The sequence below is a fragment of the Vibrio sp. MOR3 genome (genome assembly GCF_001557775.1).
In the GTDB taxonomy this organism is placed as follows: domain Bacteria; phylum Pseudomonadota; class Gammaproteobacteria; order Enterobacterales; family Vibrionaceae; genus Vibrio; species Vibrio jasicida.
The window spans coordinates 388,488-407,631 of record NZ_LNRD01000002.1 but is presented as its reverse complement, the minus strand read 5'-3'; the positions used below and the strand labels follow the sequence as shown (position 1 = coordinate 407,631).

Below are 19,144 nucleotides of genomic sequence, written 5' to 3'. Positions count from 1 at the left end.
TTTGTCTCAAATTGCTATTTTTAAAGAATTTTTTTGCTCCGATGCTCTAGAAGAACACCATAAATTCATCTACCTTAAAAGGAATGGATCTTAAATGGATGAATTAACATGAGAAAAGCGCTCATTCCAATCGCTGTCATGACGGTTCTCTCTGGGTGTGGAAAAGAGCTACCACCAGTCCCAGAACCGGAATCTCGGCCCGCTAAACTCTTTACGGTCACTGTAGGCAATGCACAGTTTGAAAGACACTTTCCTGCCACTACAGAAGCCGGAGACCGAGCCGTTCTCGCATTCCGAGTGCCTGGTTTGCTTCAATCGATCGAAGTCAATGCCGGACAAATGGTGAATAAAGGTGATGTGCTTGCTGTACTCAACCCTGACGAATACTCGCTACTCGAAAAACAAGCCCGAGCAAATTACACCCTTGCTGATGTTCAATACGAACGCTCGAAAAAGCTTCGTAAAGAGCAAGTGGTTTCGGAACAAGACTTCGATGCGGCGAAAGCCAATCACAATTCAGCGAAAGCTCAGTGGAATCAGGCTAAAGCTAACCTGAGGTACACAAAGCTTATTGCGCCCTACGATGGCACGATTTCGTATCTGCCAGCAGAAAACCATGAGTATGTGGCGGCAAAAGAAGGCGTCATGAATATTCAAACCAATCAAGTCATGAAGGTGTTGTTCCAGCTTCCTGATCATCTACTCAGCAAATTCACACAGGGTGCGAATGCTTATGCATCAATGACATTTGATGCGTTTCCTGAGCGCGCTTTTGAGGTGACATTCCAAGAAATTGATACCGAAGCCGATCCTAAAACTGGCAGTTACAAAGTCACAATGGTAATGGAGCGTCCTGAGGGCGTTGGTATCCTACCAGGAATGTCCGGTAATGTTCATCTTGTGTCTGAAAACGCGGGTGCGACTAAAATTCCTGATTCAGCCCTGTTTACCGAAGATGGCAAAACCTGCGTTTGGCGTGTTAATGATCAAGGCATCGTTGAAAAAGTCTCGGTTTCTTTGAACGACAAACAGCAAGTTGAAAAAGGACTAGAGGATGGAGATCAAATCATCATCTCTGGTGTCAATGTCATCGAGCCGGGTATTAAGGTTCGTGAGTGGGTTAAGGAGCGAGGATTATAGTATGAAAGGAATCATAGCTTTAACCACGCTTTGCTCTGCCATGTTACTTGCAGGCTGTGGTGAAAAAGGCCCAGAAAGAGAATTGGAGACCCCTCGTGTTCGTGTTGCTTCTCTAGAAGGGCAGCGCGTTGATGACAACTTATATTTTCCTGCGATAGCCAACGCTGCCGATCGTTCACATTTGAGTTTCCGTGTGGCAGGTGAGGTAAGTCGTGTTTTGGTCAAAGAAGGCGATAAGGTCATTAAAGGTGATGTCATTGCTAGGCTTGACCCAACCGATTATCAATTGGACGTAGATAACGCATCTGCGCGTTTTTCTGTGGTAGACAGCCAATATCGTCGTTCCGCACCGCTGGTTAAAAAAGGTTTATTAGCTAAGTCCCAATTTGATGAAATTGCGGCACAACGCCAAATCGCGCTCGCTGAGCTTGAATTGGCTAAGTTGCGTTTGTCTTTCACTGAGCTTAAAGCGCCAGTCGACGGCATTATTTCCCGTGTTAATGTCGATCAATTTGAAAATATTCAAGTTGGTCAATATATCGTTAACATTCACAGTGTTGATCGCGTTGAAGTCCTTATTCAGCTCCCCGATCGTCTTTACGTGAACCAACCTCCTACTGAAGAGCGTTTGACGGCAATTAATGCTGTCGTTCGTGTGCCAAGTGGCAATGAATACAAGGCGAAAATCAAAGAGTTCACGACAGAACCTGACCCTGATACAGGCACCTTTACGGTGACGCTATCACTGCCAATGCCGGAAAACGAATACATTCTTGATGGTATGGCGGTAGACGTGACATCGAAAGATGAAAAGGTGGGTCTTGAGCTTAACGTCGGCATTAATGTTCCCATTGAAGCGATCTTTAATGCCGATGGAGATGATCTGAGCCGTGAAAATAAATTCGTTTGGGTTTTGAATGATGATAATACCGTGAGCCGCAAACAAGTGCGTGCAGGTAAAGCGTCACAAACCTCAGTTCAGATTCTTGATGGCCTAGAACTTGATGACAAAGTCGTTGTTGCTGGTGTATCCCGATTAAGAGATGGCATAAAAGTGGAAGTGGTTAAGCAGGAGGCAACGCAATGAGTGAACAAAAAAATACTGCGCCTCAAGATGATGATAACGTAACTGGCATTGCGGCCTATTTTATTCGCAACCGTGTTATCAGTTGGATGGTGTCGCTGATCTTTTTGATCGGCGGTGTGTCAGCATTCTTTGGCTTGGGACGTTTAGAAGATCCTGCGTTTACTATCAAAGATGCAATGGTTGTTACTTCTTACCCGGGCGCAACGCCTCAACAGGTTGAGGAAGAGGTAACGTATCCGATAGAAAAAGCGATTCAACAGCTGACTTATGTTGATGAGGTCAATTCCATCTCCAGCCGAGGCTTGTCGCAAATCACCGTGACCATGAAAAACAACTATGGTCCAGATGACTTACCACAGATATGGGATGAACTGCGTCGAAAAGTAAATGACTTAAAGGGCTCCCTGCCTCCGGGTGTAAATGATCCATCGGTTATCGATGACTTTGGCGACGTATACGGTATTTTGCTCGCGGTTACTGGTGATGGGTACAGTTACAAAGAGTTGCTCGACTATGTTGATTATTTAAGGCGGGAACTCGAACTTGTTGACGGCGTCAGCAAAGTTTCGGTTTCTGGCCAGCAACAAGAGCAAGTCTTCATTGAAATCTCGATGAAGAAGTTGAGCAGTCTTGGCCTATCACCAAATACGGTTTTCAATTTACTTTCGACTCAAAACGTCGTTTCCGATGCCGGTGCAATTCGAATTGGTAATGAGTACATTCGTATTCAACCGACGGGTGAGTTCCAAAGTGTTGATGAGCTAGGTGATTTGCTACTGACGGAGTCGGGCGCGCAAGGCCTGATCTTCTTAAAAGACGTTGCTGAGATTAAACGTGGCTACATGGAAGTCCCGACGAACATCATTAATTACAACGGTGAACTGGCGTTGAACTTGGGCGTCTCATTCGCTCAAGGTGTGAACGTTGTGGAAGTGGGCAAAGCATTTGATCGCCGTGTTGCAGAACTGAAATACCAACAACCCGTTGGTGTTGAAATTTCAGAAATCTACAACCAGCCGAAAGAAGTAGATAAGTCAGTGAGCGGCTTCGTTATCAGCCTAGCTCAAGCGGTGGGTATCGTAATTATCGTTTTGCTGTTTTTCATGGGGCTGCGCTCGGGTCTGCTTATCGGTCTAATTCTGCTTTTGACCGTGCTTGGCACTTTCATCTTCATGAAGTATCTGGCCATCGATTTGCAGCGTATTTCGTTAGGTGCCTTGGTTATTGCTCTAGGTATGCTGGTGGATAATGCCATCGTTGTCGTGGAAGGGATACTCATAGGTACCCAGAAAGGGCGAACGAGACTGCAAGCTGCAACGGATATTGTAACGCAAACCAAATGGCCGCTATTGGGTGCAACGGTGATCGCGGTAACGGCGTTTGCACCAATCGGTTTATCAGAAGACTCGACAGGTGAATATTGTGGCACCCTGTTTACCGTGTTGCTTATCTCTCTGATGTTAAGTTGGTTTACGGCGATTTCGTTAACACCATTTTTTGCTGATATCTTCTTTAAAGGGCAGAAAATCAAAAGTGGTGAAGGCGAAGACAACGACCCATACAACGGTATTGTTTTTGTCATGTACAAGAAGTTCCTTAGCTTCTGTATGCGCCGAGCTTGGTTCACAGTGGTTGTTTTGGTGGCAGGTTTGGCCGCGAGCGTTTACGGCTTTACGCATGTGAAACAAGCATTCTTCCCATCTTCAACGACACCTATCTTCCAATTGGATGTTTGGTTACCGGAAGGCACCGATATTCGAGCGACTAACGATACGTTGCAGGAGTTAGAAGGTTGGTTGGCAGAACAGGACCATGTAGACCACATCACGACGACGGCGGGTAAAGGTTTGCAACGTTTCATGCTGACCTACGCACCAGAAAAAAGCTACGCGGCTTATGGTGAGATCACTACTCGAGTTGATAACTACGAAGCACTAGCCCCGTTAATGGAACGTTTTAGAGAGCATTTGAAATCTGATTACCCAGAGATCAACTACAAGCTGAAACAAATTGAATTGGGCCCTGGTGGCGGTGCGAAAATTGAAGCACGTGTTATCGGTTCTGATCCAACAGTGCTACGTACTATCGCTGCGCAAGTGATGGATGTGATGTACGCCGATCCAGGTGCAACAAACATTCGTCATGATTGGCGTGAACGTACTCAGGTACTTGAGCCTCAGTTTAATGAAAGCCAAGCACGCCGTTACGGTATCACCAAATCAGATGTGGACGATTTCCTTTCAATGTCGTTTTCGGGCATGAGCATCGGTCTTTACCGAGATGGTACAACGCTAATGCCAATTGTTGCTCGTCTACCAGAAGATGAGCGTATCGATATTCGCAACATCGAAGGGATGAAGATTTGGAGTCCAGCACAGAGTGAGTTTATCCCTCTACAACAAGTAACTATGGGATACGACATGCGTTGGGAAGACCCAATCATCGTGCGTAAGAACCGCAAGCGTATGCTAACGGTGATGGCCGATCCAGATATCTTGGGTGAAGAGACGGCGGCAACATTACAAAAACGCCTACAACCTCAGATTGAAGCGATCGAAATGCCACCAGGCTACTCTCTAGAGTGGGGTGGTGAATATGAATCTTCTGGTGATGCTAAAGCATCGTTGTTCACCACGATGCCGATGGGTTACTTGTTCATGTTCTTGATCACCATTTTCTTGTTCAACTCAATCAAAGAACCTTTGATTGTTTGGTTAACGGTACCTCTGGCATTGATTGGTGTGACGACAGGTTTATTGGCCTTGAATACACCATTTGGTTTTATGGCGCTGCTGGGCTTCTTGAGTTTGTCTGGTATGGTTCTGAAGAACGGTATTGTACTGCTTGACCAGATTGAGATTGAAATGAAGTCGGGTAAAGAAGCGTACGATGCCGTAGTTGATGCCGCGGTGAGTCGTGTGCGCCCGGTATGTATGGCGGCAATCACTACCATTCTTGGTATGATTCCTCTACTACCGGATATCTTCTTCAAACCAATGGCAGTAACCATCATGTTTGGTTTGGGTTTTGCGACCGTACTGACACTAATTGTTGTACCAGTGTTGTATCGTCTATTCCACAGAGTGGCATTACCAAAGTAACCGCTTAACTCAGTTAAGTTTGAAAAACGCCTCTGACCGATTGTCAGAGGCGTTTTTATAAGGATAAAAGTATGGAACATAGAACGTGTGCATGGGCGATGAACCACCCACTTGAACGTGAATATCACGATGCGGAATGGGGAGTGCCTGTTCATGATGATACCGTTTTGTTTGAGTTCATCACGTTAGAAGGTGCGCAAGCTGGCTTGAGTTGGATTACTATCCTGAAAAAGCGAGAAGGCTATCGTGAAGCGTTTGAGCACTATGATTTAGATAAGTTGATTCAACGCGATGAAGAGCGTACAGAGTTCATCGTTGAGAACTTCGATGTGGTCAAGCATCGCGGTAAAATCAATTCGGTATTTAGCAATGCCAAAGCGGCCAAGCAATTGATTGAAGAATACGGAAGCCTTTCCGCTGCGCTATGGCAATTTGTCGATGGCAAGCCAATCGTGAATCACTGGACAGATATGAGCCAAGTGCCAGTATCGACAGAACAGTCCAAAACGATGAGTAAGTTCCTTAAGAAGAAAGGCTTTAAGTTTGTTGGTGAGACCATTTGCTATGCCTTTATGCAAGCCGTAGGCATGGTCGACGACCACATTGTTGGTTGTCCTAAAAAGCCTAACTAGACATCGAACTAGTTGTTCGCTTCACTATCATGAATTCTTTCTAAAGCTTCGACGTGACGCCATTGGTTTTGCTCGAAGCTTTGCTCTCTTAATCCAGCGATTTCTGTTTTCTTTTCTTCCTTACCGAGGAAATCATTGTTGATGATCTCCGCTCGTTTCTCTAAATAATCGTTGAGTGATGCATTAAACGATGCTCGTTGTTCATCCAAAGCCTGTAGTCGTTCGGCGCCTTCTTCGCCCACCAAATCAACACGAGCCAAATACTTCTCTTGTGCAGACATTTCCGAGGTCTGATTTAGTTCAATCACTAGCGCGTTATTGCGCTCACTTTGTTGAATGTACTCAGGTTGAGAGGCGAGGTTTTCTTCGAGTATTTGTTTTTGAGAGTCAGCGTCTAATTGGGTTTCCCGAATGGCGAGTTTATCTATTGCTAACTGACGTAAGCGATTTTCTTCATCGAAAAGTTGAGCGATTTGTTCGTCAGTAAAAAATTCGCTCTGCATCGACAAGATGGCGTTGTTCAGCTGTTTCAACTCCATCAATGACAATGAATTTCCTTCAAACGGTTCTAGCTTGGATAACGCTTCTTTGTAGGCGAGGTAAGTTTCGAACAGTTCTGCGTTGATACCCAGTGAATTTGATTGTGATTCGCCGGTTTTTACGTTGGCTTTGATTTCTTCAAGGCTTTGCTCCCCAAGACTGCTCAATGAGTACTCAAAGAAGTCTTTCTGGGAGGAAAGATCAACTGTAGTATCTTGTTGTGAATGCGCCTTTATTGGCTGCGCTGACTGAGGTTGATACAAATAAACCGCTCCTACACTAATGAGTGATACAACGGACACAATGACAAGAGCGGCTTTCTTCATGATAAGTTCCTTTTTATAGACCTTGCAGTTTCAGGCGATTTGCATGCTGACGATACAGTGTGACTGGGTCAGTTTCGAACAAGTGATGAATACCAAGCAATCCGTTGATTTCATCCAGATGATTCATCTTATAGTTGTCTCGAATCACCTTACCTAGGTGAGTACTGCATGCCCCGACAAGGCCATCGTTCGGACCATCAAATGCTAAGCCTAAGACGACCATTGCGCCGTCAGTAGGGTCAAATAGATTGGTAAAGTTCGAAGAGCCCGTCCATGAGTAGTAATACACGCCATTCGATGCCAACAAATCACCATCTCCGCATTCACTGGTAGGGATACCTTCCGGATAATATTGGTTGAACGCCAAAGAACCTTCGGTGGTTAGAGCTTCTAAAGAGGCCAATGGATCTTGGTCGAGGTCTGTGCCACCAGAAAGTAGGTTAATCAATGTCACGAGCCCTTCTGCCAACTTCACAGCCACGCCTTCACTGATAGAGCCTTCAGGCACCGTACCGCGCACAATATCTGCAACTTTAGAGCCCTTATTTACTCCTCCGATACTGGTAACGGATGCCACTAAGTCAGGGCGTATGGAGGCGACATAGCGTGTTGTTGGGCCTCCGTGACTGTGTCCAATCAAGTTGACCTTCTGTGCGCCTGTTGCAGCAAGCAGCGTTTCAACCTGTGCTAATAGCTGCTCACCGCGAGCTTCACTGCTGTTGGTCGCAGACACTTGGGCAACATAAACCGTTGCGCCATCTTTGGTCAGAGAGTGTGGTATGCCATAGAAGTAATCGACACCGGCCAAGGTATCAAAGCCAAACAACCCATGAACAAGAACAATGGGATATTTAGTCTCCGTGTACCCACTGGCGTTGGCAGATGCAAAGGGTAGGGTGCTTAAAACGAAAAGCATTGTTGTTATGAATCTGAGTTTCAAAACTATCTCCTTGTGGTATGACCTCTTGTGAGTTTTATAAAATAGGAGATAAGTTTTGCGGTTGAGAAGTTCGTTTGTGGCACATTGTTTTAATCTGTGATTACTCAAAAGAAAATCAACAGATATGATTAACATTGAATTTATGAATATTAGAATGTTAGTTAATTCTAATTAAGACAATGGGTTAGTAACTCTGTAATGAGCGGCAAAAAAATAGCCTCGCAGTACGAGGCTATTTAATAATTGTTCTGAATGCTTATAAAGAGGCTTCTTTTTCTAGTACGAGTGCGTTGTATCGCTCGAAGCCTGCTTCAAGATCGGCAATGAGATCTTCAACATCTTCAAGACCGATGTGCAGGCGGACAAGTGTGCCTTCGAAGTTTGGATTCGCCACTGTGCGCAAACTGTTAAAGCTCTTTGGTTCGTTAGCTAAAATCAAACTCTCAAAACCACCCCATGAGTAACCCATGCTGAAGTGTTTCATGCCATCCAACAATGCTGTGGTTGCTTTCGGGTACGAGCTTTTTAATACGAATGAGAACAAGCCATTCCCACCAGTAAAGTCGCGTTTAAAGAACTCATGACCTGGGCAGGTTTCTAGGGCAGGGTGACGAACGTGATCAACTTCAGGGCGGCTTGCCAACCACTGTGCGACTTTCAGGCTATTCTCGGCATGCTGGCGTAAGCGAACATCCAAAGTACGAATACCGCGCAGACCAAGATATGCGTCATCAGGAGAAACGCATTGTCCCATAAGGTAGCTTTGTTCTCGCAGCTGGTCCCAGTATTTCTCAGACGCAACCGCCGTACCCAGCATTACATCTGAGTGACCAACAATGTACTTGGTTGCTGCTTGGATAGAGATATCAACACCGTGCTCGAATGGTGAGAAATTCACACCGGCACCCCAAGTGTTATCAAGCATTACGATGATGTTTTTTTCGTGTGCAATGCTTGCTAAAGTCGGAACGTCCATGACTTCCATAGTGATAGAACCCGGAGACTCAAGGAAAAGTACCTTGGTGTTTGGCTGAATTAGGTCGCGGATACCTTCGCCTATCATAGGATCAAAATAAGTCGTTTCGACACCCATTTTTTTCATAATGGTATCGCAGAAATCGCGGGTTGGTTCGTAACAAGTATCCACCATCAAAATGTGGTCGCCGGTTTCGATAAAAGACAGAATCGCATTCGAGATTGCGGCCGTGCCACAAGGGTAAAGTGCACAGCCAGCACCACCTTCGATTTCCACCATCGCATCTTGGAAAGCAAAGTGAGTATTCGTACCACGACGTCCGTAAAACAGTGTTTTGTTGGTTCGGTTAATCATTGCTTGGTTCTTTTCAGCAACTGTATCAAACACGATAGTTGAAGCTCGTTGTACTGGTGGGTTGACCACGCCATTCGTCCACTTCTTATCACGGCCTGCAGTAACGAATTTGGTCTTTTTGCCCTCTGACATAAAATTTCCCTGTCTAATTTACGATTTTCAATATTTAAAACATGGACGATGGGTGGTTTGCAAGGGAAAACTTAACTTCAAACGACTCCTCCGAGGATAGGTCGAAAAACAGAAGCATTGATTGAATAAGAAAAAGAAAACCGACAGTTTATGGCTGTCGGTTTTCGAGGAAGTTTTGTTATTTTGGGTATTTGCTACAGTAATGGATTAAACAGATAGAAAACACGCTCTAAGAAGCGAGAGAAAATACTGCGTTTTTCCCACTTATCTCGATCAACGGTATGGGACTGTTTGATATAGCTGTCTTGCAGCCACGACATCTGTTTTGTGAACTCTTCATCATCGACAGCCAGTGTTACTTCGAAGTTAAGCCACAAACTGCGCATGTCCATGTTTACGGTACCCACCAAACAGAATTGCTCGTCAATCACGACTGATTTTGTATGCAGTAACCCGCCATAGAATTCGTAAATCTTCACCCCAGCGACGAGCAACTCGTCATAGAATGCCCGCGAAGCCCATTGAACCATCATAGAGTCATTCTTGTGTGGGATGATAAGTTCTACTTCGATGCCGCGCTGCGCGGTCATTTTCAGAGTCTCTAATAGATCGGCACTTGGCACGAAGTAAGGCGTGGTGATTCTGACGGAACGATTCGCTTGGTTGATGGCTAATGTGAGTACTTGGTAGATCAAGTATTCTGGCATACCAGGGCCAGACGGCACCACTTGGATTGGATGCTGAAACTCGTCTTCTTTATTGTCGATTCTACATTCTGGATGCTTAGGAAAATAACGCTCACCAGTTTCTACTTCCCAATCCCAACAATGAATAGCGCTTAAAACATTTACCGTCGGTCCGGTGACTCGCACCATAATATCGATCCACTGCCCAACCCCACTGTTCTGCTTGAAAAAGGCGGGGTCAACCAAGTTCATCGAACCGGTGTAAGCGATCTCATCATCAATCACAATGATCTTACGGTGTTGGCGTAAATCCAAACGACGAAGGAAGATACGCCACATTTTTACTTCTAACGCTTGCACAACATCGATGCCTGCGTCTTTCATCATTTTATACCAATGACTGCGAAAGAAACGTGGACTGCCCGCTGAATCGAGTAGCAGTTTTACGTCTACGCCACGTTTAGAAGCGCGAATCAAAGCCGAAGCAACGGCGTCAGCTAAACCACCAGGATGCCAAATATAGAAAACCATGCGAATACTGTGTTCAGCATTCTCGATGTCTTCGATAATCGAGTGGAGAATTTCGTTAGGCGATTGTTGTAGAGAAAGCGTGTTCCCACTTAATGCAGGTAAACCAAGACGATTGTTGCACAGCTCATCAATACGATAGATATGGCGTCCCATTGCTTCAGGGACATGCGCATTGCAGTCATTTAACTGAGTGAACCATCGCTGGAATGGTGAAAACATCTCTTTTGCGCGTTCTGCACGTTTGCGACCGAGGTTGAGCTCACCGAATAGAAAATAACAAGCGACGCCAAGCACTGGCAGAATATAAATGATCATCAGCCATGCAAGAGAAACACTAACAGCGCGACGTTTTAATACGACACGGATCGTAACACCCGCAACCAAAAACCAGTAAAGGCCGATGCCAGTTAGAGTGAGAAAATGATAGAACTTGTCCATAGTCGCCAAAAGTAATAAACCCAATATGGATATTAAGCGTAAATGGCGGAACGGGAAACTATTTTCATACCACTAGAGGAGGATGATTTTGTATCGTGAAATGAATTTTATAACGAGACGTTCTGTTACTAAGGTGTGAAAAGTTGGAGGAAATCTTAACTTTTGCGTAAAAAAGCAGCATTTAGCGTGAACAATGATACATTTGTGCGATAAATGTGCTGATCGGGGTTCCAATTTTAAATTGAAACTGCTTTACTTGCCATACATAGAGCGTCATACAAACATCTTATAAAGTGTACATTATTTTTTACACGAACATATTCTAGACGCCTATCTCTATGCAAACACAACAAAACATTTTGGAGAAAAAGCGTGGCTACAAATACAGCAGCACCACGTGATACGTGGGGGTCTAAACTAGGCTTCGTCATGGCAGCAGCGGGTTCCGCTGTCGGTTTAGGCAATATATGGAAGTTCCCTTACACAGCAGGTGAGAGCGGCGGCGGCGCGTTCGTAGCAATTTACCTTTTATTCGTTATTTTTATCGGCTTTAGCGTCATGCTGACAGAATTCGCTATTGGTCGTAAGACAGGTCTTTCAGCAGTAGGTGCGTTCAAATCTACTGACCGCCGTTGGACGTTTACCGGTGTTATCGGCGTGCTAAGTGGTCTACTGATCATGGGTTTCTACCCTGTAGTAGGTGGCTGGGCGCTTGCTTACATCTTTAAAGTAGGTGGTGGTCTACTAAGTGCTCCTGAAGCAATTGGTGACAGTTTTGGCGGCTTCATTTCTGATCCAGTCCAACCGTTAATGTGGATGGGTGTTTACCTGTTCCTTAACATCGTTATCGTTATGAAAGGTATTTCTGGCGGTATCGAAAAGGCTGGTAAAATCCTCATGCCTCTTTTATTCCTTATCCTGATCGTTGTATCAGTGAAAGGTCTGATGCTTCCTGGTGCAATGGCGGGTCTTGAGTTCCTATTCATGCCAGACTTCTCGAAAGTAGACAGCAATGTCGTTCTAGCGGCGCTAGGCCAAGCATTCTTCTCTCTAAGTCTAGGTATGGGTTGTATGATGACGTACGGCTCTTACCTGAAGAAGAAGGAAAACTTAGTTCAAACTACCGGCATGGTTACGGCGATGGATACTGGTGTTGCAATCCTAGCGGGTGTAGCAATGTTCCCAGCAATGTTCGCATTCGGTATGGAGCCAGCAGCAGGCCCAGGTCTAGTATTCGTCGTTGTTCCTCAACTGTTTGCTGAAATGGGCGGCGTAATTGGCCTTCTATTTGCTCTGATGTTCTTCATTGGTCTAACAGTAGCAGCGCTGACGTCTTCAGTATCTCTGCTAGAAGTAGTGGTTTCTTACCTAATCGATGAGAAAGGCCTGAAGCGTTCTACAGCAGTACTGTCTGCGAGTGTCGTAATGGCAACACTGTGTGTGTTCGCATCGCTATCACTTGGTGGTGTTGGTCCGACACTATTCGGTACGGGCGCATTTGATATCTTTGACCTACTAACGGATAAGATCTTCCTAGCGGTTGGCGGTATGTTGGTATGTATCTTTGCTGGCTGGCGTCTAAACCGCGCTGAACTAGAGAAAGAGATCACTAACGACGGCAAAGTTTCTTTCCCACTATTTGGTCTATGGTACAACCTAGTTAAGTACGTAATCCCAGTGGCAATCGCAATCGTAGCCTTCATGGGTATCAAGTCTGGTTTCGACAGCGGTAAGGGCGAAATCATGCTGGTGGGTATCGGCATCATCGCACTGGCGGGTATCTTCTCTAAGAAGTTATAACCAAATAGACTTTGATTGAAAACGGGAACCTTAATCGGTTCCCGTTTTTTTATATTCATAATTTATAGGATTGAGAAAACTCATATTAATAACGGGTAGTAATTGTGAGATCGCTCGCATAGAGATTTAGATCACAAAAAAATGTACTCAAGTTGCAGAGGTACGTTCCGATAACCCTTACAAAGCATGTGTAAATATGTGGATTAACCAGTAAGAAAATCCATGACAACGGTAAGGAAGGTTATTAGTGACAATGTCTGTTCGTAAAAAACTGTACGCGAGTTTTGGTGCCATTTTGGCGATCATGCTAGTGATGATAGGGATTATTACATTAGAAGTATTGAACTCGCACAAAGTGGCTGACGAGGTGAGAACGGACGATGTTCCTGAAACAGTTCAGTATCTAATTCTGATCGATGAGGCTGGTGATGTTTATCGCGATGCATTAGGAAGCATTGTTGGTGTCTCTGGCGCTCAGGCTGAATATCAAGTTAATAAAAAGGAGTTTGCAGCAGCGATTGCTGCAGTTAAACGTTTGGAGACGGTAGGTGGTGAAGATTACCGTAACGTTGAGAAAGCTGAGCGTTACATGAGCGATTTTACACGAGACTTTGAATCCCAAGTTCTGTCCAATCTCGGCTTAGAAAATGTTGAAGAGAATGTCGCGCGTCTTCGCTCACTTTATGAAACGAATCTAGCACCGCTTGAGTCTATCCTAGATGCTGCATCAATCGACGGTCGTCAAAGTACTAGTGAAGCTTTGCTTGATCTTTCGGATTCATTTAACAGTATCGAATTGACGATTTATGTGCTTGGTTCGATAGCACTTGTTGCCACTGCTGTTATCGCATACTTGTTGTCTAATTCGATTACCAGTCGCTTGAGTAAATTGGATGAACTGGCGCAGCGCGTTGCAGAGGGTGACCTAACGGTAGCGCCTATCGACGATAAATCAGGTGACGAGCTAGCAAACCTCGCGACGTCTTTGAATAAGATGCAAGCGTCTTTGACCAGTCTTATTGGTTCTATATCGTTAGTATCCGAAGAAGTGAAGTCCGTGACTGGAGAATTGGCTACCGTCAGTCAAGATATTGTCTCCGGTGCAAGCAGCCAAGCGGACAAAGCGCACTTGATCGCGACGGCGTCAGAAGAGCTAAGTCTGACCATTTCTCAAGTAGCAGAGCAGGGCGCAGCAACCTTTGAAGAGGCTCGCAAGTCGGAATCAACCGCAGAGCAAGGGCGTACTGTTATTGTTGAGATGGTTGAAAGCATTCAGCAAGTATCACAGCAAATGTCGGATATGTCGGTGCAAATGAACAGCCTAGGTTCTCATGGCGAGAAAATCGGTGCGGTTATCAAAGTCATTGAAGATATCGCAGAGCAGACGAACCTTCTGGCATTGAACGCGGCGATTGAAGCGGCACGTGCAGGTGAGTTTGGTCGTGGTTTTGCTGTGGTTGCGGATGAAGTTCGTGCTCTTGCTGAACGAACAACGAAGGCAACACAAGAGGTTGGTGAGATCATCCAAGCAATTCAAGTCGGTACTCAAGAAGCGGTGACTTACACTGAGGACGGTTGTCGTTTGGTTGAAATTGGCGTGAGTCAAAGCTCAGGTGCAGTGAACTCACTGGAGGAAATCGTTTCTGGTGCGGCGCATGTTCAAAGTATGGTGAACTCAATTGCGACTGCTGCAGAAGAGCAAACCGCTGTAACGAAAGAAATTGCCGCGGATATTACGTCGATCAGTGATATTTCAGCTCGTTCATTACAACTCGCGAATGACAGCTCTCAAAGTGTTGAGGGCCTGAATCGTAAAGTTCAAGAGTTGGAAGCTCTAGTGGGTAAGTTTAAGCTCGCCTAATTGCTTAGAATCGGTATACTTCTGGCTCCAAACGTGGAGCCAGTTTTTTATGTTCGACATTCTACATACCCATCCAGATTTTCTGATCATCAATAAACATCCCAACGTCTCTGTTCATAAAGACGATGGTGACACTATGTTGCTTCAAGAAGTAGCAAAGCAGAGTGGTGATGAGCAGCTGTATCTTATCCACCGTCTCGATAAAATGACTTCTGGTATTCTACTTCTCGGCCGCAATGCGAAAGCAGCAAGCGCCTTATCTCAAGCATTTGCCAATCGCGAAGTCGAAAAGTTCTACCTTGCGATTGGCTCGAAAAAGCCTAAGAAGAAACAAGGGCTAGTAGTGGGTGATATGGAACGCTCTCGTCGTTCCTCATGGAAACTGGTGAACAGCAAAACGAATCCCGCGATTACCCAATTCTTTTCCCTCGCTGCAGAGCCGGGAGAGCGCGTGTTTTTATGTAAGCCGCACACTGGCAAAACACACCAAATTCGCGTGGCATTGAAATCAGTTGGCTCAGGAATTGTTGGCGATCCTATTTATAATGCAGGCAATGAAGCAGACCGTGGTTACTTGCATGCATTTTCGTTGTGCTTTCCGTATCAAGATGAAACTCATCGCTTTGTTTGCGACCCGCGCGAGCATAAAGCACTTGGCAGTAAATGGCATAATGAAGTCGTCTCTCAAGGTGTAGACTCTTGGCTTTCTCCGTGGGAGCTGAACTGGCCTACGATTAAATAACCATCACAAAGAAAACGAATAAGAGAATTCGATGCAAGCATCACAACTTCCGCTGTTTTTCCAGCATCTAGAAGCGGAGCTAACACAAGCTCCCAATGAAATTCGCCGACTGTTTCACGGTCGTGGTCGCCGTTTTGAAGGTTTAGAGCAAATCACGTGTGATTGGTTACAAGGTCAGTTGATCATCAACCTATTTAAAGAAGTGGATGAGACGTTTCTTACTGAATTGAAAGCAGGGTTGAACACGCTTTCAGAATCTGCTCTGTGGGCAGAGAAACAGGGGCGCACGATCGTAATCCAACATCGCTACGCTGACGGCGCACCTTCTGAAATTCTGTTGGGTGAGCTAGATGCTCGGCCTGTGGTTGAAGAAAGTGGCTTGAAGTACCAGCTAGACATCGGACGTAACCAGAACTTCGGTCTGTTCCTTGATATGCGTTACGGCCGTGACTGGGTACGTGAAAATGCGAAGCACAAAAACGTACTTAATCTGTTTGCTTACACTTGTGGCTTTTCTGTTGCTGCAATTGCTGGTGGCGCAGATAAAGTGGTTAACGTGGATATGGCGAGAGCATCGCTGTCTAAAGGTCGTGAGAACCATAAGCTGAATGGTCATAACATCAACCAAGTGAGCTTTATGGGGCACGACATCTTTAAGTCGTGGGGCAAGATTAAGAAAGCGGGCCAATACGATGTGATCATCATTGATCCACCATCATTCCAGAAAGGCAGCTTTGCACTAACCAAAGACTACAAAAAGATTCTACGCCGTTTGCCTGATTTATTGGCAGAAGGTGGTCAGGTGTTAGCGTGTGTAAACTCACCATCGGTGACCAGCGATTTCTTGATTGAAAGCATGAAGGAAGAAGCGCCAGAGCTAACATTCCGCGAGCGTTTGGATAACCCGCCAGAGTTTATGGATGTAGATAGCGAAGCTGCACTGAAGGTTTTACTGTTTAGCTGAGTTTAGATAAAGAAACTTCCGAGTTTAATAACACTTTTCCATAAGCAAAAAGCGCCTAGTACGGCGCTTTTTTAATGTTCGTATTAACGGCTTTAACCAATCTGAACTTCAAGATCGGATTCAATCGTCGAAGAGCAGGCGAGTACATAGCCTTGCTCAATTTCTTCAGGGGTCAATGTCTCTTGGCTGGTTGAAGACACGCTACCCTTGCGAACCTTACACTTACAAGAGCCACAAATACCGCTTCGGCAAGCTATGATCAGTGGTAATCCTGCGCCTTCCAACACATCAGCAAGGACTTGGCCTTTTTGAGCATCAATCGTTTGGGCGAAATTAGGTACTGACACACTCGCTGATTCATTTGATACTTCGGTTTCTTCGCTTGCTGCTGGTGTAAAGCTTTCTTGGAAGAAGTTCGCCATATCAAAGCCAAGCTCATTCAAGTAGCTTTGAACATCAAGCATAAACTGATTTGGACCGCATAGATAAACCGTGCGCTGTTTAAAGTCGGGCACCAGTTCTTTTAACCACTCGGTATTCAAACGACCTTCTGGGTATAGTGTTTCACCACGGTTTTTCAGCAGCAATTTCAAATTGAAATCTGGATAAACCGAATGGTAGGTCTCCAGCAAATCAAAGTAGATGGTTTCCGGCTTAGAACGGGCAATGTGTAGGAACTCAATATCAACACCAGCGTCGTTGCCTAGCCATTCTTTTGCCATCGCGAATACAGGCGTAATGCCACAGCCCGCACTGATGAGCAGTGCTTTCTTTCTACCGTTGACCTCGATTGGTGGATGGTCAATGCAGTTGAAATCACCCGTAGGAGGAAGCGCTTGAACTGTATCGCCAATGAGAAGCTTATCGATGATGTAGTTGGATACCTTACCGCCTTCGACACGCTTTATCGTTAGTTGCAGACAGTCGTCACCGGAAAGAGAGCTGAGAGAGTAAGCACGAAACTCCATCTTGCCATCGATTTCAACGCCAAGGTTGATGAACTGACCGGCTTTAAATTCAAACAAGAGCGACTCTGACAGGTCTGCCAACTTGAGGCTCACTGCATCAGCAGTTTCATGGTATTTGTCTACACAGCGTAACGTGACAGGTTGACTGCCTTGCCATTCAAAAAACATAACAATCTCTTTGGTTGTCGAGTACTCAATAGATAAAAGCGCCCCCAATTAAGGAGGCGCGTGATAAGCAAGGTGATTACGCTGCTAGGATGGTTTTAAGATCATCCTGAACATTACCAATGCTACGCATATCGAATTTCTCTTGGATAATCGCAATCAAGTTTGGCGTCAGGAATGCAGGCGCTGTTGGACCCGTGTAGATGCCTTTCACACCAAGAGCGAATAGGGTAAGCAGGATCACAATCGCTTTTTGCTCGAACCAAGACAGAACAAGCGTTAGAGGAAGCTCGTTGATGTCGCAATCGAACTCTTTCGCAAGTGCCAGTGCAAGCTGGATTGCTGAGTACGCATCGTTACATTGGCCTACATCCAATAGGCGAGGGATGCCATTGATGTCGCCAAATGTGTTCTTGTTGAAGCGGTATTTACCACAAGCCAGCGTTAGGATTAGCGTATCTTCTGGTGCTTCCGCGGTGAAGTCGGTGTAGTAGCTACGTTCTGCTTTGTCGCCATCACAACCACCTACTAGGAAGAAGTGCTTGATGTTGCCTTGCTTCACTTGGTCGATAACTGCAGGAGCCGCGTTCATCAGTGCGTTACGTCCAAAGCCAACCGTGATGTTGTGCTCGATTTCGTCGTGCTGGAAGCCTTCTTGTGCCAATGCACACTCGACTACTTGGCTAAAATCATCACCTTCTAGGTGAGCGACACCCGGCCAGCCAACAATGCTACGAGTGAATAGACGGTCTGCGTATTGGCCAACGTTCGGGTTCAATAGGCAGTTTGATGTCATCACAATCGCGCCAGGGAAGTTAGCGAACTCTTTCTGTTGGTTCTGCCAAGCGCTACCGTAGTTACCCACTAGGTGAGGGTATTTCTTCAGCTCTGGGTAACCGTGTGCAGGCAGCATTTCACCATTGGTGTAAACGTTAATGCCTTTGCCTTCAGTCTGTTGCAGGATTTTCTCTAGGTCGTGAAGGTCATGACCAGAAACAAGAATACATTTGCCTTTCAGTGGCTTAACGTTAACGGTTGTTGGCTCTGGGTGACCGAATGTAACTGTTTCACCGTGATCCAGCATTTCCATCACTTTGTAGTTCATAAGACCGATGCGCATTGAGCAGTCTAGCAGTTCGCCTAGATCTTCAGGGTCAGTACCTAACCAAGCCATGATTTCGTGGTATTCCGCGAAGATATCATTGTTGGTTTGCTCAAGTACGCGTGCGTGTTCCATGTACGCAGCTGCACCTTTTAGGCCGTATAAGCAAAGTAGGCGCAGGCCGATAACGTCTTCGTGTACTTGGTCTTTACCGCGGTTTACCGCAACTTGAGGAGCAAACGCCAAGATTTCCTCTGCGCTGTTTGGCAACTCGAAGTTCGCTACATCAGGAATGTTCACTAGCACTTCATCTGCAAGAGTTGTTGCTGTCGTCGCTTGGTCTTTTAGCAGCGCTTTGTATGTTGCTGCTTGAGAAGTCAGTTCAAGGATACGTTCTGGGTCAAAGTTTACGTTGGTCAACGTAGAGAAAAATGCTCTTGGAGCCCACTGGTTGATTTCATCATTGATGATATTGAATTCAAGCGCGCGTGCTGCCCAAAAAGAAACCCCTTGCAAAGTGTAAACCAACACGTCTTGTAGATCGGATACCTCTGAAGTTTTGCCACACATACCTTGTGCGAAAGAACAGCCTTTTACAGCCGGGGTTTGGATTGTCTGTTCACATTGAATACAGAACATATTGGGTTCTCCAGTGATTG

Annotated in this window: 14 protein-coding genes; 8 read left to right on the top strand and 6 right to left on the bottom strand. The window is 45.5% G+C overall.

Annotated features, from left to right (window positions below; translation table 11 throughout):
• Positions 1–108: 108 nt before the first annotated feature.
• From ATB76_RS06385 to ATB76_RS06370, 4 genes are all read left to right on the top strand, one after another.
• Positions 109–1,140, top strand: coding sequence for an efflux RND transporter periplasmic adaptor subunit (locus ATB76_RS06385; RefSeq protein WP_061034900.1), 1,032 nt, complete (start codon positions 109–111; stop codon positions 1,138–1,140).
• 1 nt (position 1,141) lies between these two features.
• Positions 1,142–2,227, top strand: coding sequence for an efflux RND transporter periplasmic adaptor subunit (locus tag ATB76_RS06380; RefSeq protein WP_045402347.1), 1,086 nt, complete (start codon positions 1,142–1,144; stop codon positions 2,225–2,227).
• Positions 2,224–5,328, top strand: a complete 3,105-nt coding sequence (gene vmeI / locus ATB76_RS06375) for an efflux RND transporter permease subunit VmeI (protein WP_061034899.1) — start codon at positions 2,224–2,226, stop codon at positions 5,326–5,328. The genes ATB76_RS06380 and vmeI overlap by 4 nt, the downstream gene beginning before the upstream one ends.
• A 71-nt stretch (positions 5,329–5,399) precedes the next feature.
• Positions 5,400–5,960, top strand: coding sequence for a DNA-3-methyladenine glycosylase I (locus ATB76_RS06370; RefSeq protein WP_038873602.1), 561 nt, complete (start codon positions 5,400–5,402; stop codon positions 5,958–5,960).
• A gap of 8 nt (positions 5,961–5,968) precedes the next feature.
• Here ATB76_RS06370 and ATB76_RS06365 read toward each other — a convergent pair whose 3' ends face one another.
• The 4 genes from ATB76_RS06365 to cls all read right to left on the bottom strand — a co-directional run bounded on the left by ATB76_RS06365 (position 5,969) and on the right by cls (position 10,883).
• Positions 5,969–6,826, bottom strand: a complete 858-nt coding sequence (locus ATB76_RS06365; RefSeq protein WP_061034898.1) for a lipase secretion chaperone — start codon at positions 6,824–6,826, stop codon at positions 5,969–5,971.
• 13 nt (positions 6,827–6,839) lie between these two features.
• Positions 6,840–7,742: a triacylglycerol lipase gene (locus ATB76_RS06360; RefSeq protein WP_009705784.1), complete on the bottom strand. Its 903-nt coding sequence runs from the start codon at positions 7,740–7,742 to the stop codon at positions 6,840–6,842.
• Between the two features lie 280 nt (positions 7,743–8,022).
• The gene (locus tag ATB76_RS06355) at positions 8,023–9,228 is read right to left on the bottom strand and encodes a cystathionine beta-lyase (RefSeq protein ID WP_061034897.1); all 1,206 of its coding nucleotides are present in this window, start codon (positions 9,226–9,228) and stop codon (positions 8,023–8,025) included.
• A gap of 194 nt (positions 9,229–9,422) precedes the next feature.
• Positions 9,423–10,883, bottom strand: coding sequence for a cardiolipin synthase (cls, locus tag ATB76_RS06350; protein WP_038873594.1), 1,461 nt, complete (start codon positions 10,881–10,883; stop codon positions 9,423–9,425).
• A 372-nt stretch (positions 10,884–11,255) separates the two neighbouring features.
• On the opposite strand from cls, the gene ATB76_RS06345 reads away from it, so the two are divergent.
• The 4 genes from ATB76_RS06345 (at position 11,256) to ATB76_RS06330 (ending at position 16,250) form a co-directional block, all read left to right on the top strand.
• Positions 11,256–12,683, top strand: a complete 1,428-nt coding sequence (locus tag ATB76_RS06345) for a sodium-dependent transporter (RefSeq protein ID WP_038873593.1) — start codon at positions 11,256–11,258, stop codon at positions 12,681–12,683.
• Between the two features lie 247 nt (positions 12,684–12,930).
• Entirely contained in the window at positions 12,931–14,544 is a 1,614-nt protein-coding gene (locus ATB76_RS06340; protein ID WP_164492037.1) for a methyl-accepting chemotaxis protein, read from the top strand.
• A gap of 49 nt (positions 14,545–14,593) precedes the next feature.
• Positions 14,594–15,286, top strand: a complete 693-nt coding sequence (locus ATB76_RS06335) for a TIGR01621 family pseudouridine synthase (protein ID WP_042604532.1) — start codon at positions 14,594–14,596, stop codon at positions 15,284–15,286.
• Positions 15,287–15,317: 31 nt separating this feature from the next.
• Positions 15,318–16,250, top strand: coding sequence for a class I SAM-dependent methyltransferase (locus ATB76_RS06330; RefSeq protein ID WP_061034896.1), 933 nt, complete (start codon positions 15,318–15,320; stop codon positions 16,248–16,250).
• Between the two features lie 92 nt (positions 16,251–16,342).
• Here ATB76_RS06330 and ATB76_RS06325 read toward each other — a convergent pair whose 3' ends face one another.
• Positions 16,343–17,386, bottom strand: a complete 1,044-nt coding sequence (locus ATB76_RS06325; protein ID WP_038873585.1) for a hybrid-cluster NAD(P)-dependent oxidoreductase — start codon at positions 17,384–17,386, stop codon at positions 16,343–16,345.
• Between the two features lie 76 nt (positions 17,387–17,462).
• Positions 17,463–19,124 carry a hydroxylamine reductase gene (gene hcp, locus ATB76_RS06320; protein WP_061034895.1) on the bottom strand — a complete coding sequence of 554 codons (1,662 nt, stop codon included), beginning with the start codon at positions 19,122–19,124 and terminating at the stop codon, positions 17,463–17,465.
• Between the last annotated feature and the right edge of the window lie 20 nt (positions 19,125–19,144).